Here is a 21,040-nt window from a genome sequence, read left to right as displayed (position 1 = left end):
TATGACCCAAATCGATTACACCCGCGCCGCCAAATACTTCCTGCTGCAAGACGTGTGGCAGGGGTTCAAACTGGGGCTGAAGTATTTCTTCGCCCCCAAGGCGACCCTGAACTACCCGCATGAAAAAGGCCCGCTCAGCCCGCGGTTTCGCGGCGAGCACGCGCTGCGTCGCTACCCCAACGGCGAGGAACGCTGCATTGCCTGCAAACTCTGCGAGGCGATCTGCCCGGCGCAGGCCATCACCATTGATGCCGAACCGCGCGAGGACGGCAGCCGCCGCACCACGCGCTACGACATCGATATGACCAAATGCATCTACTGCGGTTTCTGCCAGGAGGCCTGTCCGGTGGACGCCATTGTCGAGGGGCCGAATTTTGAATTCGCCACCGAGACCCGCGAGGAGCTGTTCTACGACAAGGACAAGCTTCTGGCCAATGGCGAGCGCTGGGAAGCCGAGATTGCCCGCAACCTTGAGCTGGACGCACCGTACAGATGAGTGAGACGCCGAAAAACCCTTTCGAGGCCATGATGGCCCAGGCGCAGGAGATGGCGAAGGCCCTCAATCCTGCGCTTGAGAGTTTCTCTCCCAAAGGGTTTGAGGCGCTCTGGCCCACCATGCCCAAAGAGGTCATGGAGATGATGTTCGGCAACACCGTCAACAAAGACGGGCTTGATGCCAAAACCCGGCTGCTGCTGACGCTGGCGGGGTTGACCATGCAGGGCGCGCAGGCCGATACGGCCGTGCGTCAGACCGTGCGCCACGCTCTTGCGGCGGGCGCGAAGAAACAAGAGATCGTTGAAACGATCGGACAGATGTCGGTGTTTGCCGGCATTCCGGCCATGACCCGCGCCATGGATTTGGCGCAGGAGGTCATGGACGACAAAGGGGACGATGAGACATGAGCGTGTTTGCCTTTTACCTCTTCGCCATCAGCGCCATCACCGGCGGGCTGTTCACTGTGATCAGCCGTCAGCCAGTGCATTCGGTGCTGTGGCTGATCCTGGCGTTTATTTCCTCGGCCGGGCTGTTTGTGCTGCTGGGGGCGGAATTTGTCGCCATGTTGCTGGTGATCGTCTACGTGGGCGCGGTCGCGGTGCTGTTCCTCTTTGTGGTGATGATGCTCGACGTGGACTTTGCCGAGCTCAAGGCCGAAATGGCCCGCTACATGCCGCTGGCACTGCTGATCGGGCTGGTGATCCTGATGCAGTTCGTGATCGCCTATGGCTCGTGGGAGAGCGCGCATGACGTGGCGCAGAATCTGAGCCAGCCGATCCCCGTTGATCGGCACAACACCGAGGCGCTTGGCCTCATTATCTACGACCAATATTTCCTTCTGTTCCAGCTTGCGGGTCTGATCCTTCTGGTGGCCATGATCGGTGCCATCGTTCTGACCCTGCGCCACCGCCAGGATGTGAAGCGTCAGGACGTGCTCGCCCAGATGTATCGCGACCCGGCCAAGGCAATGGAGCTCAAGGACATCAAACCGGGGCAGGGGCTTTGATCGATGATCGGACTTGAACATTATCTCACCGTCGCGGCGACGCTGTTCGTTATCGGCATTTTCGGGCTCTTCCTGAACCGCAAGAACGTGATCATCCTTTTGATGAGCATCGAACTCATGCTGCTGGCCGTGAACATCAACCTCGTCGCCTTCTCGTCGTTCCTTGGCGATCTGGTGGGGCAGGTGTTCACGCTGTTCGTGCTGACCGTCGCCGCCGCTGAGGCCGCGATTGGCCTTGCGATCCTCGTCTGCTTCTTCCGGAACCGCGGCACCATCGCTGTCGAAGACATCAACGTGATGAAGGGCTAATCCAGATGGAAACCATTCTCCTCTTTGCCCCGCTGGTGGGGGCGGTGATCTGCGGCTTTGGCCATAAGATCATCGGCGAAAAAGCCGCCATGTGGACCGCCACCGGCCTGTTGTTCCTCACGGCGCTTCTGTCGTGGGTGACTTTCCTGACCTTTGACGGCGAAACCCGCATCATCGAGATTTTCCGCTGGATCGAGAGCGGTAGCCTGTCGACCTCCTGGTCGATCCGACTGGACCGGTTGACCGCGATCATGCTGATCGTGATCTCCACCGTGTCGGCGCTCGTGCATCTTTATTCCTTCGGCTACATGGATCACGACCCGCAGTACAAAGAGGGCGAGAGCTACAAGCCGCGCTTCTTTGCCTATCTGTCGTTCTTCACTTTCGCGATGCTGATGCTGGTGACCTCCGACAACCTGGTGCAGATGTTCTTCGGCTGGGAAGGCGTGGGCGTTGCCTCCTACCTTCTGATTGGATTTTACTATCGCAAGCCCTCTGCCGGGGCGGCGGCGATGAAAGCCTTCATCGTCAACCGTGTCGGTGATTTTGGCTTTTCGCTCGGGATCTTTGCGCTGTTCTTCCTGACGGACAGCATCAACCTTGGCACGATCTTTGCGGCGACGCCGGATCTGGCGGAAACCACTGTGTCGTTCCTCTGGACCGACTGGAACGCGGCCAACCTGATTGCCTTCCTGCTGTTTGTCGGTGCGATGGGGAAATCGGCGCAGCTGATCCTGCACACATGGCTGCCGGACGCGATGGAAGGTCCGACCCCGGTGTCGGCACTCATTCACGCCGCAACCATGGTGACCGCGGGTGTCTTCCTTGTGTGCCGCATGTCGCCCTTGATGGAGGTTGCGCCCGAAGCGACCACCTTTATCACCGTGCTGGGTGCCACCACCGCGTTCTTTGCCGCGACCGTGGGTCTGGTTCAGACCGACATCAAGCGCGTGATCGCCTACTCGACCTGCTCGCAGCTGGGCTACATGTTCGTGGCCGCAGGCGTCGGCATGTATTCGGCGGCGATGTTCCACCTGTTCACCCACGCGTTCTTTAAGGCGATGCTGTTCCTTGGGGCTGGTTCCGTCATTCACGCGATGCACCACGAACAGGACATGATGAACTACGGCGGCCTGCGCAAAAAGATCCCCTATACCTTCTGGGCGATGATGATCGGCACGCTGGCCATCACCGGCGTTGGCATTCCGCTCACCCACATCGGGTTTGCAGGCTTCCTGTCCAAAGATGCCATCATCGAGAGCGCCTATGCGGGCGGCTCCATGTATGGCTTCTGGATGCTGGTAATCGCAGCGGCGATGACATCGTTCTATAGCTGGCGCCTGATGTTCCTGACCTTCTACGGCAAGCCGCGCGGCGACAAGCACACCCATGATCACGCGCATGAAAGCCCGATGGTCATGCTGATCCCGCTGGGTGTTCTGGCGCTGGGGGCGGTGTTTGCCGGTATGCTCTGGTACAACTCCTTCTTTGGTCACGCCGACAAGGTGGGCAAATTCTACGGCATCCCGGTGGCCGAGGCCTCTGCCGAGGGTCACGCCGCAGAAGGCGAGGCTGCAGCACATGGCACGGACGCACCCGAAGGTCATGGCGAAGAGACCGCAGCAGCGGGCGAACATCACTATGTGTTTGCAGGCAAACCGGGTGAGGGCGCGCTCTATATGGCACCGGACAACCATGTTCTGGATGACGCCCATGCCGCGCCAAAATGGGTGAAGGTCTCGCCCTTCATCGCCATGCTCCTGGGCTTTGGTCTGGCGTTCCTCTTCTACATCGTGAAACCGGAGCTGCCCAAACGCCTCGCGCAGCAGCAGCGTCCGCTCTACCTGTTCCTCAAGAACAAGTGGTACTTTGACGAGCTTTATAACGTGGTCTTTGTCAAACCGGCGCTGGCGCTTGGCCGCTTCTTCTGGAAGAAGGGCGACGGCAAGACCATTGATGGGTTCCTCAACGGTGTGGCGATGGGGATCGTGCCCTTCTTCACCCGTCTCGCTGGCCGGGCTCAGTCCGGTTACATCTTCACTTATGCCTTCTGGATGGTGCTGGGGATCGCAGCCCTCGTCACCTGGATGTCGATCGGCGGAGGATCGCACTGATGGACAATATTCTCTCCATCGTAACTTTCATTCCCGCATTGGCAGCCGCTGTGATGGCGCTCTTGATGCGCGGCGAGGACGAAGCGGCACAGCGCAACGCCAAATATGTTGCGCTGATGGCCACCTCGATCACCTTCTTTGTCTCACTGTTCATCTATTTTCAGTTTGATCCCTCTAACACGGGCTTTCAGTTCGTCGAGGAACGCGCGTGGATCTTTGGCCTGAAGTATAAGATGGGCGTTGATGGCATCTCGGTGCTGTTTGTGCTGCTGACGACCTTTGTGATGCCGCTGACCATTCTGGCCAGCTGGTCCGTCACCACCCGCGTCAAGGAATATATGATCGCCTTCCTGCTGCTGGAAACGCTGATGCTCGGCGTGTTCATGGCGCTGGATATGGTGCTCTTTTACCTGTTCTTTGAGGCGGGCCTGATCCCGATGTTCCTGATCATCGGCATCTGGGGGGGCAAGGACCGCATCTACGCCTCGTTCAAATTCTTCCTCTACACCTTCTTTGGCTCCGTGCTGATGCTGGTGGCGATGGTGGCGATGTATTTCGATGCGGGCACCACCGATATCGTCAAGCTGCTGGCGCATGAGTTTTCTTATGCAAGCATGAATGTGTTGGGCATTCACGTGCTGGGCGGCATGCAGACGCTGCTGTTCCTGGCCTTCTTTGCTTCCTTTGCGGTGAAGATGCCGATGTGGCCGGTGCACACATGGTTGCCGGACGCCCACGTTCAGGCCCCGACGGCGGGCTCCGTGGTGCTGGCGGCGATCCTGTTGAAGATGGGCGGCTACGGCTTCCTGCGCTTTTCCTTGCCAATGTTCCCTGTCGGATCTGAGGTGATGACCGATGTGATCCTGTGGATGTCGGCGATTGCGATTGTCTACACCTCGCTGGTGGCGATGGTGCAGGAAGACATGAAAAAGCTGATCGCCTATTCCTCGGTCGCCCACATGGGGTTTGTGACCATGGGCATCTTTGCGGCGAACCAGCAGGGTGTGGATGGGGCGATCTTCCAGATGCTGAGTCACGGCTTCATCTCTGCCGCTCTCTTCCTTTGTGTGGGCGTCATCTATGACCGCATGCATACCCGCGACATCGACGCTTATGGCGGTCTGGTGATCCGCATGCCCGCCTATGCGCTGGTCTTCATGTTCTTCACCATGGGCAACGTCGGCCTGCCGGGCACCTCAGGCTTTATCGGGGAATTCCTGACCTTGATGGGTGTCTTTCAGGAAAACACCTGGGTTGCCTTTGTGGCCACCACGGGCGTGATCTTCTCGGCCTGCTATGCGCTCTGGCTCTATCGTCGGGTGGTCTTTGGCGATCTGATCAAGGAAAGCCTCAAGAGTATCAAGGACATGAATGCCCGCGAGAAATGGATCTTTGCACCACTGGTCGCAATGACACTCTTGCTGGGGATCTACCCTTCCGTCGTCACTGATGTGATCGGTCCCTCGACCGAAGCGCTGGTGCAATCCGTCAACACGGCCGTTGCCGACGCGGGGCCCCTCTGGGATGCCGCCGAGGTCGATGTCGCCGCCACCAATTCCCACTAAGGAGCTGATGAGATGCAAGCTGATCTCTCCGTGATCCTGCCCGAGATCATCCTCGCCGTCTTCTCGATGGCGGCGCTGCTCGGGGCTGTCTACACCGTCAAGGACAAGCTGGCGCCGATGCTCGTGTGGGTGACCGCCGCGCTGATGGTGGTGCTGGGCATCTGGATCGGAACCTCCGGTTCCGGTGCCACCGAGGCCTTTGGCGGCATGATCGTCAATGACGCCTTTGCGCGCTTTGCCAAAGTGGCGATCCTGTTCTCTGCCGCCGCCGTGATGGTGATGGGGCAGGACTACATGTCCAAACGCGGCATGCTGCGGTTTGAGTACCCGATCCTGATCGCGCTCTCTGTCATCGGCATGATGGTGATGGTCTCCGCAGGCGATCTGATGGCGCTTTATATGGGGCTGGAGCTGCAATCGCTGGCGCTCTATGTGGTCGCCGCTCTGCGCCGCGACAGCATCAAATCCACCGAGGCGGGCCTCAAGTATTTCGTACTTGGCGCGCTCTCTTCCGGTCTGCTGCTCTATGGCGCGTCGCTGGTCTATGGCTTCGCGGGCACCACCAAATTTGCAGGCATCATCGAGGTTGCCCAGCATGGTGAGGTCTCAATCGGCCTGTTGTTCGGGATCGTCTTCCTGATCTCCGGCATGGCGTTCAAGGTCTCTGCGGTGCCGTTCCACATGTGGACGCCGGACGTCTACGAGGGCGCGCCGACCCCGGTCACCGCCTTCTTTGCCTCCGCACCCAAAGTGGCCGCGATGGGTCTCTTTGCCCGCGTGTTGCATGATGCCTTTGGCTACGCGATCGAGGACTGGAGCCAGGTCATCGCGCTCCTGTCGGTGTTGTCGATGTTCCTCGGCGCGGTTGCGGCCATTGGCCAGACTGACCTCAAACGCCTGATGGCCTATTCGTCGATTGCCCATATGGGCTATGCGCTGATCGGTCTGGCGGCGGGCACTGCGCTGGGTGTGCAGGCGCTGCTGATCTACATGTCGATCTATGTGGCGATGAATATCGGCACTTTTGCCTTCATCATGATGCTGCACCGCGATGGCAAACCCGTCACCGACATCGCCGCGCTGAATCAATACGCCAAACGTGAGCCGGGCCGCGCGCTTGGCATGCTGGTGCTGTTGTTCTCGCTTGCGGGCGTGCCACCGATGCTGGGCTTCTTTGGCAAGTTCTTCGTGCTGCGCGCCGCGGTCGAGGCGGACATGGCATGGCTCGCCATTGCCGGTGTGATCGCCTCGGTGATCGGGGCCTACTACTACCTGCGCATCGTGTTCTTCATGTACTTCGGCTCTGAGGGCGATGACGTGGAAACTTCCCGCTCGCCGGTGCTGCTGGCCTTCTTTACAGTTGGTGCGGCGCTGATGCTGGTGGGGGTTATCACCACCTTCGGGCTGGAAGGTGCTGCGGCCTCTGCGGCGGCCATGCTGGTCAACTGATGAGTGCAGGCAATAATTCGTCAAAAGGCCCGGTCCGGAGCGACCGGGCCTTTTGCCTTTTGTCAAACCGGGTGCTAAAGGGGCGCGCATGACAGATTGGCCTATCGGATACGGGCGCCGTGTGCTGGCAGAAGTCGACAGCACCTTAGACGAGGCCGCCCGCCTTGCGCCCAGCCTTACCGGGCCGGAGTGGATACTCGCCCTGCGCCAGACCAAAGGCCGCGGACGACGCGGACGCGCGTGGACCGATCCCAAGGGCAACTTTGCAGGCACGCTGGTCTATCGCCCCAAGGGCACGCCCGACCAGATCGCCCTGCGCAGCTTTATCGCCGCACTTGCGCTCTATGACGCCGTAGAGACCGTAACCGGCCGCACCAGCGGACTTGCGCTCAAGTGGCCCAATGATGTGCTGCTCAATGGCGGCAAGCTTGCAGGCATCCTCCTTGAAAGCGCGGGCGTCAAATCCGGTGTCGATCATCTTTCTATCGGGATTGGCGTCAATCTGGCCGAAACCCCGATGAAGGAATGGCTGGAACCCGGCGCAGTGTGGCCGGTGTCGCTACAGTCGGAAACCGGCGTGCGCGTTGACCCGGAGACGTTTCTGTCGGCGCTTGCCCTTGCATTTGCCCGTCATGAGGACCAGTTCACCACCTACGGCTTTGCGCCCATCCGCGAGCTGTGGCTGTCACGGGCGGCCAAGTTGGGTGAGGTGATCACCGCCCGCACCGCGCGCGAGGAAACCTCGGGCACCTTTGAAACCATCGACGACGCGGGCAACCTCGTTCTCAAGACCGCAAAGGGGAAAGTCACCATCCCCGCCGCGGATATCTTTTTCTGACGGAGGCGGGGCACATGCTTCTCGCGGTTGATTGCGGCAACACCAACACTGTCTTTGCACTCTGGGATGGCGATCAGATGATTGGCCATTGGCGCACCTCGACCGAATGGCAGCGCACCGCAGATCAGTATTACGTCTGGCTTTCCACCCTGATGACCCTGCAAGGCATCAAGGCGCAGATCACCGATGTCATCATTTCCTCAACCGTGCCGCGCGTGGTTTTCAACCTGCGCGTGCTGTCGGACCGCTATTTCAAGACCCGCCCGCTGGTGGTGGGCAAACCTGAATGCGCGCTCCCGGTGGATGTGCGCGTCGACGAAGGCACCACCGTTGGCCCGGACCGTTTGGTCAATACGGTCGCCGGCTATCACAAATACGGCGGCGATCTGATCGTCGTTGATTTTGGAACCGCAACCACATTCGACGTGGTGGCCAAGGACGGCGCCTATGTGGGCGGTGTCATCGCGCCGGGGGTAAACCTCAGCCTTGAGGCGCTGCACCATGCCGCCGCCGCGCTGCCCCATGTCGACATCTCGAAACCACAAAATGTCATCGGCACCAACACGGTCGCCTGTATGCAATCCGGCGTGTTCTGGGGCTATGTCGGCCTCGTGCGCGAGATCTGCGATCGCATCAAGGCCGAATCCGGCGTGCCGATGAAAGTCATATCAACCGGCGGGCTGGCGCCGCTCTTCCAGCAGACAGCAGATCTATTTGACGCATACGAGGATGACCTGACCATGCAAGGTCTGCGGCGCATCCACGAACATAATAAGGATATCGGTACTCACGCATGAGCAGTGAACGTTTAATCTATTTGCCCCTCGGCGGGGCAGGTGAAATCGGCATGAACGCCTACGTCTATGGCTATGGCGCGCCGGGCAAGGAACGCCTGATCCTGGTTGATCTGGGCGTGGCCTTTCCCGACATGGACACCACCCCCGGCGTGGATTTGATCATGCCCGACATCAGTTGGCTGGCGGAACGCGCCGATCAGCTGGAGGGGATTTTCATCACCCACGCCCACGAGGACCACATCGGCGCGGTGGCGCATCTCTATAGCCGCCTCAATGTGCCGGTCTATGCGCGCGCCTTTACCGCCAATATCGCCCGTCGCAAGATGGAAGAGCAGGGCCATGACCCCGACGCCGTGGTGACGATCTCGCCTTGGCCCGAAGTGACCAAGCTCGGCCCCTTCACCATCGGTGCGGTGCCCATTTCGCACTCGATCCCGGAATCGGGTGGTCTGGTGATCGACAGCCCCGCAGGCCGGGTGATCCATACCGGCGATTTCAAACTGGACGCCAACCCCATCGTGGGCGAGGCCTTTGATCCCGACCTCTGGGCCGAGATTTCCAAGGATGGCGTGCAGGCGCTGGTGTGCGATTCCACCAATGTGTTCTCACCGCATGCGGGCCGCTCCGAGAGCGATCTGGGCGACAACATCACCAAACTCATCTCTGAGGCCTCCGGCATGGTGGCCGCGACCACCTTTGCCTCCAACGTTGCGCGCGTCAAAACACTGGCGCAGGCGGGCGAACGGGCAGGGCGCTCTATTGTGCTGTTGGGCCGTGCCATGCGCCGGATGATCGAAGCCTCGATCGAAACCGGGGTGCTGAGCGATTTTCCCAAAGTGGTTCAACCCGAGGAAGCGGCTGATATTCCGCGCGAAAACCTGATGCTGATCACCACCGGATCGCAGGGCGAACGCCGGGCTGCTACTGCACAGCTGGCCCGTGGCAAGTATCGCGGCATGGAGCTCAAGGAGGGCGATCTGTTCCTGTTCTCCTCCAAGACCATTCCCGGCAATGAAAAAGGCGTGATCTGGATCATCAACCAGTTTTCCGAGAAGGGCGTTGATGTGGTGGATGACAGCTCCGGTCTCTATCACGTGTCTGGTCACGCCAACCGCCCCGACCTTGAGCAGATGCATGACATCGTGAAGCCCAAGATCCTGATCCCGATGCACGGCGAACACCGCCACCTGCGCCAGCATGCGCGCCTCGGCGAGGACAAGGGCATCGCCTCCGCCATTGCCGTCAACGGCATGATGATCGACCTCACGGGCGATACGCCCAAGGTGGCCGACTATATCGACACCGGCCGTACCTATCTGGATGGCTCAGTCAAGATTGGCGCCATGGATGGCATCGTGCGCGACCGTATTCGTATGGCGCTTAACGGTCATGTGGTGGTCACGGCCATCCTCGACGAAGAGGACGAACCGCTGGGCGAACCCTGGGTCGACCTCAAGGGTCTTGCCGAGACCGGTCAGTCCAACGCCGCGCTGGCCGAGGTCATGGAAGAGGATCTGAACCAGTTCCTGATGCGCGCGGGCAAGAAAACGCTGAAGGATGACGATAAGCTGGAACAGGAACTGAAGCGCATCGCGCGTCAGACCGCCCAGTCCGAGATCGGCAAGAAGCCCGAAGTGACGGTTGTCGTCAGCCGTATGCGCTGATCGCGCAGGAGGGGGCGCTGCCCCCTCGTGTCCCTTCGGGTCACTTCACTCCCGAGGTATTTTTGAAAAGATGAAGGGGGAGGCGCTCTGTCCTCTCCCTTCGTTCGTTCCATGGGTCGTTAAAGCATCTGAACTGCGATGCGGTTGCCTTCGCTGTCTTCGATTTCCGCAACAAACCCACCATCGTCCAAAGCGGTCTTTGGAAGCAGGATCTGCTGGCCAAGGTTTGTTGCGCGTTGCAGCACCGCGTCGATGTCGTTCACGCTGAGATACAGCAACGCGCCCTGATGTGTGGGCACGTAGATCTCTCCTTCTGCCAAGGCTCCGCTGGCCCCGTCTTGTCCTTCGGTGAAGGGAAAGAAGGCCATACGGTTGCCGTGGATGCTGGTGATATCGGAAAATGTGATTTCAAATACGGTGCTGTAAAATGTCATGGCGCGCGCGAGATCGCGTACAGGAATTTCAACGTGGGCAATAATGTTCACAGGTTTCTCTTTGAAAATAAAAGGTTAGGCAGTATCGTAAACAAAGCCCGAGGGCTCCGTTTGCGATAATTTTGCGGAAATATGAGCGCTTAGCTGGCCGCCAGCGCCGCAATGATCGGTGCAAAATCAGCGGACTTCAGGCTGGCCCCGCCCACCAACGCGCCGTCGACGTTTGAGACGGCAAAAATCTCTGCCGCATTGCCGGGTTTCACCGATCCGCCATACAAAAGCGGCACATCCGCGCCCGCATTGCCAAAGCGCTGCACCAAGGCGTCGCGCAAGGCGTTATGCACCTCTGCGATCTGCTCCAGCGTGGGGACCTTGCCGGTGCCAATGGCCCAGACCGGCTCATAGGCGACAACAGTGTTTTGTGCGGTGACACCATCGGGCAGGGAGCCTGCCAGCTGCATGCCCACCACCTGCAGGGTGGAGCCTGCCTCGCGTTCTTCCAGGGTTTCACCGATGCAGACCACGGCGACCAGATTGGCACCATGGGCGGCGTCGGTCTTGGCGCGCACCATTTCGTCGCTCTCGCCATGATCGGCGCGGCGTTCGGAATGGCCGAGGATCACATAAGACGCCCCCGCATCGCGCAGCATCTCGGCGCTCAGGTCCCCGGTATGCGCGCCGGATGCGGCCGCGTGGCAATCCTGCCCGCCGATAGCGATCTTGTCCGCACGTTCTGCCGCGCGGGAGATCAGCGTGGCGGGGGGGCAGATCAACACGTCCACGCCTTTGGGCAGATCCCCCTTGGCGAGCGCTTCCAGCTCTGCGAGGCTGTCGCCGGTGCCGTTCATCTTCCAATTGCCTGCCGCGAGTTTGCGCGCCATGTCGCCCCCCATATCTTGTTGCATAATACTGTTGTCATTGGTGGTAGCACCGAGGCGCGAGGCGGGCAATCATCGCTGCACCCCCCATCAAAAAAGGGCGGCGCATGGCCACCCTTTTGATACGGAATATGAGTGCTGTTCGGGGGTTACTCGCCGACCTTAAAGCTGATCGATTCACCGCAACCGCAGGCCTCAGCGACGTTGGGGTTGTTGAACTTAAAGCTCGACTCCAACAGCGTGGTCTCATAGTCGATCTCGGTGCCAAACAGGAACATCTGCGCCATCGGCGCAATCAGCACCCGCGCGCCGTCCTGTTCCACCACCTCATCGTTGGGATCGGCGGCATCGACATATTCCATGGTGTATTCCATGCCCGCACAGCCGCCTTTTTTGATGCCGATGCGCAGACCGGCATGGCCCGCCTTCTCCATCAGCTTGGAGATCTGCGCGGCGGCGCGGGGGGTCATGGTGACAGCTTGCTTGCCGGGAATGGCGAACATGAGGAAGGCTCCGTTATGTGTTACCCTGTAACCTAAGGGGTCCGCTGCGGCCCATCAAGGGGCGGCTGACAACAGGGTGGGGCCGACTGGCCTGCGATCACGATACTTCGACCGCAGGGTTTCGATTACATGAACCCGAGTTCCAGCCGGGCTTCATCCGACATCATGTCCATGCCCCAGGGTGGCTCCCATGTGAGTTCCACATCGACGCTTTTGACGCCGGGCACGGGGGAAACCGCATCAACAATCCAGCCGGGCATGTCGCCTGCGACGGGGCAGCCGGGCGCGGTTAGGGTCATGATGATTTTCACATCGTTTTCATCAGTGATATCAACCGTGTAGATCAGGCCAAGATCATAGATGTTGACCGGGATTTCCGGGTCAAAGACGGTACGGCAGGCATCAACCACCGGCTCATAGAGCGAGTGGGACACGGAGGAGGGCGCAATCAGCGGGGTGCCTTCAAGCGGTTCGGATGCGTCGGTCATTCAAGCCTCGGTCAGTTATCTGAGGTTTTATATAGGGAAACGAGCGCGCCGGGTCCAGAGAGCGTGGCGTTTTCAACGACCAGATCTCACTTCCCGCTGGCAGCCGGAAAGGCAAAAGCGCCGAGGCGTTCCCTCGGCGCTCATGTGTTGCTCAATCGTTGATATCGGTGTCGAAGGTCTTCACCTGACCCTTGGGCAGGGCAAAGACGCGTCTGAGGATCAGCCATGCTGCCAGTGACAGCACCGCAAAGACCAGCAAAAGCACCGGTAAAGTGAGGCTCAATGGTGTCAGCAGGATCACCGCAACCGCTGCCGCACCAATGGCAAAGCCAAGAAAGACAAACCCCGGCAGCAGGATCTCAATGATAGCAAGGCCTAGGGCAATCACGCCCCAGACCCACCACAGTGACCAGAGCGCGCCCATCACTTCGCCTTCAGCATTTTGAAGGCATCGCCAAAGGCCTCAATGGCTTGTGCTGGCACGATAATGGTCTGTTTGCCATCGCCATTGCCCAGCGCGTTGAGGGCTTCGACCTGTTTGAGCGCCACCTGATACTGCGCTGCGGCCAGACCGTTCTCGGCAATCGCCTTGGCCACGACTTCGGTGGCAAAGGCTTCGGCCTCGGCCTGAATACGGCGCGCTTTTGCGGTTTGCTCTGCTGCATAAAGCTCAGCATCGGCGGCCAGTTCGACCGCGCGTTTCTTGCCTTCGGCTTCGGTCACCTGCGCGCGGCGGGCGCGTTCGGCATTGAGCTGCTGCAACATCGCATCGCGGGTGGCTTGGTCGAGGTTCACGTCGAGGATCTCCGCGCGCGTCACCTCGATGCCCCAGTCATCCACCGCGCTCTCCACGCTTTTCTTGATCTCACCGATCAGCTGCGAGCGGTTGGATTGCACCTCGTCGAGATCCATCTTGCCGATCTCGGCGCGCACGATCCCGGCCACGGTGGTCGAAATCGCTCCGTCCACATCGCGGATGCGGTAGACGGTCTTTTCCGGTTCCAGAATGCGGTAAAACACCGAGGTGTCGATCTCCACCAGCACGTTGTCGCGGGTGATCGCGTCTTGGCTGGCGTTGGGCAGCTGACGCTCCAGAATGGAGACTTTGTGGCGTACAACATCCAGAAATGGCACGATAAAGTTGATGCCCGGCCCAAGCACGGATTTCAGGCGGCCAAAGCGCTCAACCACGAATTTTTCCGATTGGGGTACGATGCGGACCCCTTTGAAGATCACGATGATCACAAAGAGGGCGGCAACGATATAGAGCAGCCCACCAGAGAGGGCGTCGATGATATCTTGTTCTGTCATGGGAAAAATCCGGGTCTAAATCAACAATGAGCGCAGAGTTTCCCCTCAACGCCGGAGCGTCAAGGGGAAAGGGTCTTCGTTCACCGCATGGGTTATTCGGCGGCGTCGCCCAGCGCCTTGCGGCTGCGTAGGGGCGTGGGGCGCACATTGGTCTCGATCTCGTCGTGGATCAGGGCCGCGATGTCTTTGTTTGATGTCTTCTCGATCCCCTCAAGACCCGGCGAGGAGTTCACCTCCAGAACCTTTGGCCCGGTTTCCGAGCGCAAGAGATCGACACCCGCCACCCCAAGGCCAAAGCAGCGCGCGGCGCGGATTGCGGTTGCGCGCTCTTCCTTGGTGATGCGGACCGAGACCGCACTGCCGCCCAGATGCAGGTTGGAGCGGAAATCGCCCTCCGCACCGGATCGCTTCATTGCTGCGACCACTTTGGACCCCACCACAAAACAGCGAATGTCGACGCCTGCGGCCTCTTTGACGAATTGCTGCACGAGGAAGTTGGCCTTGAGGCCACGAAACGCCGTAATCACCGACTCCGCCGCCTTCTTGGTTTCCGCCAGCACCACACCTTTGCCTTGTGTGCTCTCAAGCAGCTTCACAATGAGCGGCGCACCACCGACAATATCAATCAGCGCGTTGGTGTCCTTGGGCGAGGCGGCAAAGGCGGTGGGGGGCATGCCGATCTTGTGACGTGCCAGCATCTGATGTGCGTGCAGCTTGTCGCGGCTGGCGGTGATGCCCGCGCTGCCGTTGACGCAATAGGTGCCGATGGTCTCAAACTGGCGCAACAGCGCCGTACCATACTGGGTGATCGAGGCTCCGATCCGCGGGATCACCGCGTCATAGCGGGGCAGACGCTTGCCGTCATAGTGGATTTCCGGTGCCAACGCGTTGATCGACATATAGCAGCGCGTCGTGTCGATCACCTCCACCGAATGGCCACGGCGTTCGCCTTCTTCGACCAGACGGCGGGTGGAATAATTGTCCTCGCGGCTCAGCACCGCAATCCGCAACGCGCGGTTCGGGGCCTTTTTGCGGATCGCAGGCGTGGTGTAGACGGAGTAATCCAGCTCCGGTTGGCAATAGCGCTCGGACGGCACCACAGAGATGTTCTCGGTAAGCGCCTGCCGTCCCAGCAGCATATGCAGCGCCATGCCGCGCCGGTCGGTCAGCGTGATCTCCACGGGCCAGATCTGCCCGCCGATTTCCAGATTGGTTTCAATCACATAGCGCAGTTCACGATCCCCATTGGAGGAGGTCACCTCGCGGCGGTCCTTGATCTCGGCAGAGCAGGGGATGAGCAGATCATCGCGCCCCGGAATCGGGTGCACGGTAAAGCGGACCTTGGGGGCCTTGGAGGGGCCGAAGGTCTCAATGTCAGTCGCATGAAGGGCAGAGGTCCGCGCGCCAGTGTCGACCTTTGCACGCAACGCGGGCAGGCCAAGTGTGGGCAATCTGACCCATTCCTCCCAACCTAGACGCAGGTTCTGGTTCGGGTCATCTGTGGACATAGGGACGCCTCCTTGGCATTAGGGGTGAATCACCGCCCTCGCGGTGTGCAGACTGACGCAGGAACATGAGATGGCAGAGCTTTTCAACTTTGAAATGACAGCAACGGACGGCAAGGCACGCACTGGTGTAATTCATACACCACGCGGCGACATCCGCACCCCTGCCTTCATGCCCGTCGGCACCGCCGCCACCGTTAAGGCGATGATGCCCGAAAGCGTGCGTGCGACCGGTGCGGATATTCTGTTGGGCAATACGTACCACCTGATGCTGCGCCCCACCGCCGAGCGGATCGACCGCTTGGGGGGCTTGCATAAATTTATGAACTGGGACCGGCCGATCCTGACCGACAGTGGCGGTTTTCAGGTGATGTCGCTGGCGGGGCTGCGCAAGCTCACCGAAAAGGGCGTGACCTTCAAATCCCACATCGACGGCTCGCGTCACGAGTTGACGCCGGAACGCTCGATGGAAATTCAGGCGCTCTTGGGCTCTGACATTGTGATGTGTTTTGACGAATGCCCCGCGCTGCCTGCCGACCGGGATCGCATCGCCGAGAGCATGCGCCTGTCGATGCGGTGGGCGGAACGCTCGCGCGAGGCCTTTGGTGATCGGCCGGGCCATGCGCTCTTTGGCATCCAGCAGGGTGGGCTGGAAAAAGACTTCCGCGAAGAAAGCGCCGAAGCTCTCACCAAGATCGGCTTTGACGGCTACGCCGTTGGCGGCCTTGCGGTGGGCGAAGGACAAGAGGCGATGTTTGGCTGTCTGGACTATGCGCCCGACATGCTGCCCGTGGACAAGCCGCGCTACCTGATGGGCGTCGGCAAGCCCGACGATATCGTCGGCGCGGTGGCCCGTGGTATCGACATGATGGATTGCGTGCTGCCTTCGCGCTCTGGTCGCACGGGGCAGGCGTTTACCCGTCACGGCGTGGTCAATATCAAGAACGCCCGCCATCAGGACGACCCGCGTCCCTTGGATGAGAATTGCAGCTGCCCGGCATGCAGCAATTATTCGCGCGCCTATCTGCACCACGTGTTCCGGTCGAACGAGATGATCTCCGGCATGCTTCTGACATGGCACAACCTGCATTACTTTCAGGACATCATGGCTGGCATGCGAGAGTCAATCGCAGCGGGCACATTTGACGCTTGGCAGAAGACTTTCCACGACATGCGCGCCCAAGGCGATATCGAACCCTTGTGACACGCGCGGGTTTGAACCCGACCGCCAAGCGGGAGGGCAGTCGCGCACCTCTTCGTGAACGTAAAAAGGCCGCCCTTCGGGGAGGACTTTTAACGTTCTGATATTATGAGATATTTCCCACATTGTTGCGGAACGAAGGGGGCGATTGCGCTGGGTTTTTCGGGGTTTCGAAACATTCTCGTTGCTGGAGGGTTGAAAGGCGGAGGGGGGATGCTCAGTTCTTGTGGGGCAACATTCCTGTTGCTGGATACTTTGAGCGAAGGATACTCCCCGTGAGCCAGAAACCCGTGAGCCAGAACCTGTTTGCCGCAACCACCGCCGGTGCCCTTGAGTTGACAAATCGCGTGGTGATGGCGCCGCTGACGCGCAACCGTGCCGACGACACCACCGGAGAGGTGCTCGACCGTCACGCCGAATACTACGCCCAACGCGCCAGCGCCGGTTTGATCATCACCGAAGGCAGCCAGATCAGCGCCGAGGCCAAAGGGTATATCCAGACCCCCGGCATCCACACCGCCGCGCAGGCCGCCGCATGGCGCAAGGTCACCGATGCGGTGCATGCCAAGGGCGGCAAGATCGTGATCCAGCTGTGGCACGTGGGGCGGATCACCCATGACTCGCTGCTGCCCGAGGGCGTAAAAGCGGTGGGGCCGACCGATCAGGCGGCGGAGGCGCAGACCTTTACCCATGCCGGGTTTGAACCCACCGCGACGCCCGAGGCGCTGACGGTTGCAGGCATTCAGCGCGTGATCGAAGATTACGTTCAGGCCGCAAAATACGCCAAAGAGGCGGGATTTGACGGCGTTGAGCTGCATGCCGCCAATGGCTATCTGCTGGAACAATTCCTCAAGGATGGGGTCAACACCCGCAGTGATGCCTATGGTGGCTCGGCAGAAAATCGGGCGCGTTTCCTGTTTGAGGTGCTGGACGCATTGGCCACCGTCTGGGAGCCGGGGCGCATCGGTGTGCGGCTGTCGCCCTTTGCCAGCTTTAACGATGTCTCCGACAGCGACCCGGTGGCCCATTACACCCCGGTGATCGAACGACTGAACACCTATGATCTGGCCTATCTGCACCTGATCGAAGGCGACACCGGTGGCGCGCGCGAAGGGGATTTTGAGACCCTGCGCCAGCTTTATACCGGAACCTATATGGCCAATAACGGCTATGATCGCGAGACGGCCCTGGCCCGGACCGAAAGCGGCGCGGTGGATCTGGTGGCCTTTGGGCGGCCCTTCATCTCCAACCCGGATCTGGTGGCGCGCCTGAAGGCGGACGCCCCCTTGGCAGAAGGCGATCAAGCGACCTTTTATGGCGGTGGTGACAAAGGGTTCACCGACTATCCGACGCTGGAACTTCAGGCGGCGGAATAGGTCTCGACCTCTGGCCAGATCACCTTAGCTATATCGACGCAGGCGGGGAAATCCGCCTGCGGATCACAGACAATTTACGCCAGCTTATTGGCGACGGAACGGCATGGGCTGACGATGTTAGGGCTTTGCTCACCGTTTCACCATTTGCGCCCTTGTGGTCAGATCATGCACGGGGCATTCTGGTAGACAACGTTTGAGGCAGGGCGGTTGAATATCTCGACCCGCCTGACCAGATAAATAATCCGAGTGAGGAGACGACCGCGGTTGCCGAACATACGGGGCCTGGCCGTCTTGCTAAGAAAAAGGACCGAGTATGCAAGAGCCTCTCAATTCCTCCTACCCCGTACTGCCGCTGCGCGACATCGTGGTTTTCCCCCACATGATCGTGCCGCTGTTCGTGGGCCGGGAGAAGTCGGTACATGCCCTCGAAGAAGTCATGTCCGATGACAAGCAGATTCTCTTGTCCAGCCAGATCGACCCGTCCGAGGACGATCCGGATCAGGATGGTATCTACCGCACTGGCGTGCTGGCCAATGTGCTGCAACTGCTGAAGCTGCCCGACGGCACCGTGAAGGTGCTGGTCGAAGGTCATCAGCGGGTGAAGATCACCGAGTTTCTGGACAACGACACTTTCTTTGAGGCCCGCGCCGAGGCGCTGTCGGAAATGCCCGGCGATGTGACCACCACGGAGGCGCTGCTGCGCACCGTCGGTGATGAGTTCGAGCGCTATGCCAAGGTGCGCAAAAACATCCCCGAAGAGGCGCTGACCGCCGTCGGTGAAACCACCGAACCTGCCAAACTGGCCGATCTCGTGGCTGGACATCTCGGCATCGAGGTGGACCGCAAGCAGGAGCTTCTGGAAACCCTGCCGATCAGCGAGCGGCTGGAGAAGGTCTATGCGCTGATGCAGTCCGAACTGTCGGTGCTGCAGGTCGAGAAAAAGATCAAGACCCGCGTCAAGACGCAGATGGAGAAGACCCAGCGCGAGTACTATCTGAATGAGCAGATGAAAGCCATTCAGAAGGAGCTTGGCGACGGCGAAGATGGCGCTGGCGAGATTGCCGAGCTGGAAGAAAAGATCGAAGGCACGAAGCTGTCGAAAGAGGCCCGTGAAAAGGCCGATGCCGAGATCAAGAAGCTCAAGAATATGTCGCCGATGTCGGCCGAGGCCACAGTTGTGCGCAACTACCTCGACTGGATGCTGTCGATCCCGTGGGGCACCAAATCCCGCGTCAAAAAGGATCTGGGCCGCGCGCAGGATATCCTCGACAAGGACCACTATGGCCTTGAAAAGGTGAAAGAACGCATCGTCGAATATCTCGCGGTGCAGCAGCGTTCTGCCAAACTCAAAGGCCCGATCCTGTGCCTTGTTGGCCCTCCGGGCGTGGGTAAAACCTCGCTGGGCAAATCCGTTGCCAAGGCGACGGGTCGTGAATTTATCCGGATTTCTCTGGGTGGCGTGCGCGACGAGTCCGAGATCCGTGGTCACCGCCGGACCTATATTGGCTCCATGCCGGGCAAGATCATTCAGGCGCTGAAAAAGGCCAAGACCACGAACCCGCTGATCCTCTTGGACGAGATCGACAAGATGGGGCAGGACTTCCGTGGCGATCCGGCCTCGGCGATGCTCGAAGTGCTTGATCCGGAACAGAATGGCACCTTTGTGGACCACTATCTGGAGGTCGAATATGACCTCTCGAACGTGATGTTCCTGACCACCTCGAACAGCTACAATATGCCGGGCCCACTTCTGGACCGGATGGAGATCATTCCGCTCTCTGGCTACACCGAGGACGAAAAGCGTGAGATCGCCAAGCAGCACCTGATTTCCAAACAGGTGAAGAACCATGGCCTGAAGGCCAAGGAGTTCGAGCTGACCGACGCAGCACTCACAGAGATCATCCGCACCTACACCCGCGAGGCGGGCGTGCGGAACCTCGAACGTGAGATTGCCAAAGTGGCCCGCAAGGCGCTGACCTCTATCGTCAAAAAAGAGACCGAAAGCGTGAAGGTGACGCCCGACAATCTCGGCGATTTCCTGGGCGTGGCGAAGTATCGCTACGGTCTGGCGGAGCTTGAGGATCAGGTCGGTGTGGTCACCGGGCTTGCCTATACCTCCGTTGGCGGTGAACTGCTGTCCATCGAGGCGCTGCGCCTGCCGGGTAAAGGTCGGATGAAGACCACCGGTAAACTGGGCGATGTGATGAAGGAATCGATCGAGGCGGCAAGCTCTTATGTGCGCTCCGTCTCGCCACGTCTGGGCATCAAGCCGCCGCGCTTTGACAAATGGGACATCCACGTCCACGTCCCCGAAGGCGCAACGCCCAAAGACGGCCCCTCGGCGGGTCTGGCGATGGTGACCTCCATCGTGTCGGTGCTGACGGGCATTCCCGTGCGCAAGGACATCGCCATGACCGGCGAGGTCACCCTGCGCGGCAATGCGCTGGCCATCGGTGGTCTGAAGGAAAAACTGCTCGCAGCGCTGCGTGGCGGCATCAAGACCGTTCTCATCCCCAAGGAGAACGAAAAAGACCTGCCGGAGATCCCGGACAACGTGAAAGAAGGGCTGGAAATCATCCCGGTCGATCACGTCTCTGAGGTGCTGAAACACGCGCTGGTCCGCCAGCCCGAAGCGATCGAGTGGGACGAGGAGGCCGAAGAGGCCGCCGCCGCCGCTGCCGCGCTGAAAGGCGGAGACGCCAGCGGCGCCACGGCGCACTAAGCACCGTCGCGTATTGAGTGTGATGGAGGGCGTCCCGGTTCGGGGCGCCCTTTCTATATGCTGGGCGTCGTTGGGTTGGGTGCGGTGCGATCCTTAGGTTTCGCGGTTTTGCACCAGATGGCGGCGCCGCCGGGAGGGCAGGCGGGTTTGATCCACGCGGGCCTGTCCCGCGCGTGATCCGGATGAAGTCTTCAGATCGGACCCCCTGCACCTTTGGTTGAGAGGTGATCTCTGGGGGTAAATCCCGGTCCGGAGGTGTCAATTCCGGTGCCATGTCGCGACATTTGTCAGTGTGCCACAGAAACCTGAAAATCCCCCAACCCCAGCGCCCGCTCGCCCTGCAACAGGATGCGAGGCTCTGCCTCGCGCTCCGGGATATTTGGA

Annotated in this window: 20 protein-coding genes; 13 read left to right on the top strand and 7 right to left on the bottom strand. The window is 60.0% G+C overall.

What is annotated here, in order from left to right; genetic code table 11:
• Nucleotide 1 precedes the first annotated feature (1 nt).
• From nuoI to UB90_RS13260, 10 genes are all read left to right on the top strand, one after another.
• The gene (gene nuoI / locus UB90_RS13305) at nucleotides 2-496 is read left to right on the top strand and encodes an NADH-quinone oxidoreductase subunit NuoI (RefSeq protein WP_005624618.1); all 495 of its coding nucleotides are present in this window, start codon (nucleotides 2-4) and stop codon (nucleotides 494-496) included.
• Entirely contained in the window at nucleotides 493-903 is a 411-nt protein-coding gene (locus UB90_RS13300; RefSeq protein ID WP_005624621.1) for a carboxymuconolactone decarboxylase family protein, read from the top strand. Before nuoI ends, UB90_RS13300 begins: the two co-directional genes overlap by 4 nt.
• Nucleotides 900-1,502, top strand: coding sequence for an NADH-quinone oxidoreductase subunit J (locus UB90_RS13295; protein WP_005624623.1), 603 nt, complete (start codon nucleotides 900-902; stop codon nucleotides 1,500-1,502). Before UB90_RS13300 ends, UB90_RS13295 begins: the two co-directional genes overlap by 4 nt.
• Nucleotides 1,503-1,505: 3 nt before the next feature.
• Nucleotides 1,506-1,811, top strand: coding sequence for an NADH-quinone oxidoreductase subunit NuoK (nuoK, locus tag UB90_RS13290; protein WP_005624625.1), 306 nt, complete (start codon nucleotides 1,506-1,508; stop codon nucleotides 1,809-1,811).
• A 5-nt stretch (nucleotides 1,812-1,816) separates the two neighbouring features.
• A complete protein-coding gene (gene nuoL, locus UB90_RS13285; protein ID WP_065326952.1) occupies nucleotides 1,817-3,925 on the top strand; it encodes an NADH-quinone oxidoreductase subunit L in 2,109 nt (702 codons plus the stop codon).
• Entirely contained in the window at nucleotides 3,925-5,490 is a 1,566-nt protein-coding gene (locus UB90_RS13280) for an NADH-quinone oxidoreductase subunit M (RefSeq protein WP_065326953.1), read from the top strand. Before nuoL ends, UB90_RS13280 begins: the two co-directional genes overlap by 1 nt.
• Nucleotides 5,491-5,502: 12 nt before the next feature.
• Nucleotides 5,503-6,939 carry an NADH-quinone oxidoreductase subunit NuoN gene (gene nuoN, locus UB90_RS13275; RefSeq protein ID WP_005624631.1) on the top strand — a complete coding sequence of 479 codons (1,437 nt, stop codon included), beginning with the start codon at nucleotides 5,503-5,505 and terminating at the stop codon, nucleotides 6,937-6,939.
• An 88-nt stretch (nucleotides 6,940-7,027) separates the two neighbouring features.
• A complete protein-coding gene (locus tag UB90_RS13270; RefSeq protein WP_009178791.1) occupies nucleotides 7,028-7,777 on the top strand; it encodes a biotin--[acetyl-CoA-carboxylase] ligase in 750 nt (249 codons plus the stop codon).
• A 14-nt stretch (nucleotides 7,778-7,791) separates the two neighbouring features.
• The gene (locus UB90_RS13265; RefSeq protein ID WP_009179099.1) at nucleotides 7,792-8,574 is read left to right on the top strand and encodes a type III pantothenate kinase; all 783 of its coding nucleotides are present in this window, start codon (nucleotides 7,792-7,794) and stop codon (nucleotides 8,572-8,574) included.
• Nucleotides 8,571-10,238, top strand: a complete 1,668-nt coding sequence (locus UB90_RS13260; protein ID WP_065326954.1) for a ribonuclease J — start codon at nucleotides 8,571-8,573, stop codon at nucleotides 10,236-10,238. The genes UB90_RS13265 and UB90_RS13260 overlap by 4 nt, the downstream gene beginning before the upstream one ends.
• A 119-nt stretch (nucleotides 10,239-10,357) precedes the next feature.
• Here UB90_RS13260 and UB90_RS13255 read toward each other — a convergent pair whose 3' ends face one another.
• From UB90_RS13255 to rimK, 7 genes are all read right to left on the bottom strand, one after another.
• On the bottom strand, nucleotides 10,358-10,723 hold the full coding sequence (locus tag UB90_RS13255; protein ID WP_065326955.1) for a VOC family protein: 366 nt from the start codon (nucleotides 10,721-10,723) through the stop codon (nucleotides 10,358-10,360).
• Nucleotides 10,724-10,812: 89 nt separating this feature from the next.
• Nucleotides 10,813-11,553 (bottom strand): triose-phosphate isomerase, encoded by a 741-nt coding sequence (gene tpiA / locus UB90_RS13250; protein ID WP_065326969.1) that lies wholly within the window; start codon nucleotides 11,551-11,553, stop codon nucleotides 10,813-10,815.
• 146 nt (nucleotides 11,554-11,699) lie between these two features.
• Nucleotides 11,700-12,053, bottom strand: a complete 354-nt coding sequence (locus tag UB90_RS13245; protein ID WP_005618153.1) for a HesB/IscA family protein — start codon at nucleotides 12,051-12,053, stop codon at nucleotides 11,700-11,702.
• 125 nt (nucleotides 12,054-12,178) lie between these two features.
• On the bottom strand, nucleotides 12,179-12,541 hold the full coding sequence (locus tag UB90_RS13240) for an SUF system Fe-S cluster assembly protein (RefSeq protein ID WP_005618150.1): 363 nt from the start codon (nucleotides 12,539-12,541) through the stop codon (nucleotides 12,179-12,181).
• A 151-nt stretch (nucleotides 12,542-12,692) separates the two neighbouring features.
• Nucleotides 12,693-12,965 carry a hypothetical protein gene (locus tag UB90_RS13235; protein ID WP_005618146.1) on the bottom strand — a complete coding sequence of 91 codons (273 nt, stop codon included), beginning with the start codon at nucleotides 12,963-12,965 and terminating at the stop codon, nucleotides 12,693-12,695.
• A complete protein-coding gene (locus UB90_RS13230; RefSeq protein ID WP_065326956.1) occupies nucleotides 12,965-13,852 on the bottom strand; it encodes an SPFH domain-containing protein in 888 nt (295 codons plus the stop codon). The genes UB90_RS13235 and UB90_RS13230 overlap by 1 nt, the downstream gene beginning before the upstream one ends.
• A 92-nt stretch (nucleotides 13,853-13,944) precedes the next feature.
• Nucleotides 13,945-15,360, bottom strand: coding sequence for a 30S ribosomal protein S6--L-glutamate ligase (rimK, locus tag UB90_RS13225; protein WP_009179017.1), 1,416 nt, complete (start codon nucleotides 15,358-15,360; stop codon nucleotides 13,945-13,947).
• A gap of 70 nt (nucleotides 15,361-15,430) precedes the next feature.
• Between rimK and tgt the strand changes: the two genes are divergently transcribed.
• From tgt to lon, 3 genes are all read left to right on the top strand, one after another.
• Nucleotides 15,431-16,561, top strand: a complete 1,131-nt coding sequence (gene tgt / locus UB90_RS13220) for a tRNA guanosine(34) transglycosylase Tgt (protein ID WP_065326957.1) — start codon at nucleotides 15,431-15,433, stop codon at nucleotides 16,559-16,561.
• 272 nt (nucleotides 16,562-16,833) lie between these two features.
• Nucleotides 16,834-17,934 carry an alkene reductase gene (locus tag UB90_RS13215; RefSeq protein ID WP_065326958.1) on the top strand — a complete coding sequence of 367 codons (1,101 nt, stop codon included), beginning with the start codon at nucleotides 16,834-16,836 and terminating at the stop codon, nucleotides 17,932-17,934.
• A gap of 313 nt (nucleotides 17,935-18,247) precedes the next feature.
• Complete coding sequence (gene lon, locus UB90_RS13210) at nucleotides 18,248-20,656, top strand: endopeptidase La (protein WP_065326959.1); 2,409 nt, start codon at nucleotides 18,248-18,250, stop codon at nucleotides 20,654-20,656.
• Nucleotides 20,657-21,040: the final 384 nt, after the last annotated feature.

This window comes from Tritonibacter mobilis, from assembly GCF_001681715.1.
Taxonomy (GTDB): domain Bacteria; phylum Pseudomonadota; class Alphaproteobacteria; order Rhodobacterales; family Rhodobacteraceae; genus Epibacterium; species Epibacterium mobile.
Note: the sequence above shows the minus strand (reverse complement) of the source record. Positions and strands in the feature narration are given on the sequence as shown.

Bases quoted from the DNA above. Each gene is read 5' to 3' on its own strand.
- nuoI (WP_005624618.1), top strand. From the start codon at position 2: ATGACCCAAATCGATTACACCCGCGCCGCCAAATACTTCCTGCTGCAA.
- UB90_RS13300 (WP_005624621.1), top strand. From the start codon at position 493: ATGAGTGAGACGCCGAAAAACCCTTTCGAGGCCATGATGGCCCAGGCG.
- UB90_RS13295 (WP_005624623.1), top strand. From the start codon at position 900: ATGAGCGTGTTTGCCTTTTACCTCTTCGCCATCAGCGCCATCACCGGC.
- nuoK (WP_005624625.1), top strand. From the start codon at position 1,506: ATGATCGGACTTGAACATTATCTCACCGTCGCGGCGACGCTGTTCGTT.
- nuoL (WP_065326952.1), top strand. From the start codon at position 1,817: ATGGAAACCATTCTCCTCTTTGCCCCGCTGGTGGGGGCGGTGATCTGC.
- UB90_RS13280 (WP_065326953.1), top strand. From the start codon at position 3,925: ATGGACAATATTCTCTCCATCGTAACTTTCATTCCCGCATTGGCAGCC.
- nuoN (WP_005624631.1), top strand. From the start codon at position 5,503: ATGCAAGCTGATCTCTCCGTGATCCTGCCCGAGATCATCCTCGCCGTC.
- UB90_RS13270 (WP_009178791.1), top strand. From the start codon at position 7,028: ATGACAGATTGGCCTATCGGATACGGGCGCCGTGTGCTGGCAGAAGTC.
- UB90_RS13265 (WP_009179099.1), top strand. From the start codon at position 7,792: ATGCTTCTCGCGGTTGATTGCGGCAACACCAACACTGTCTTTGCACTC.
- UB90_RS13260 (WP_065326954.1), top strand. From the start codon at position 8,571: ATGAGCAGTGAACGTTTAATCTATTTGCCCCTCGGCGGGGCAGGTGAA.
- tpiA (WP_065326969.1), bottom strand. From the start codon at position 11,553: ATGGCGCGCAAACTCGCGGCAGGCAATTGGAAGATGAACGGCACCGGC.
- UB90_RS13245 (WP_005618153.1), bottom strand. From the start codon at position 12,053: ATGTTCGCCATTCCCGGCAAGCAAGCTGTCACCATGACCCCCCGCGCC.
- UB90_RS13240 (WP_005618150.1), bottom strand. From the start codon at position 12,541: ATGACCGACGCATCCGAACCGCTTGAAGGCACCCCGCTGATTGCGCCC.
- UB90_RS13235 (WP_005618146.1), bottom strand. From the start codon at position 12,965: ATGGGCGCGCTCTGGTCACTGTGGTGGGTCTGGGGCGTGATTGCCCTA.
- UB90_RS13230 (WP_065326956.1), bottom strand. From the start codon at position 13,852: ATGACAGAACAAGATATCATCGACGCCCTCTCTGGTGGGCTGCTCTAT.
- rimK (WP_009179017.1), bottom strand. From the start codon at position 15,360: ATGTCCACAGATGACCCGAACCAGAACCTGCGTCTAGGTTGGGAGGAA.
- tgt (WP_065326957.1), top strand. From the start codon at position 15,431: ATGGCAGAGCTTTTCAACTTTGAAATGACAGCAACGGACGGCAAGGCA.
- lon (WP_065326959.1), top strand. From the start codon at position 18,248: ATGCAAGAGCCTCTCAATTCCTCCTACCCCGTACTGCCGCTGCGCGAC.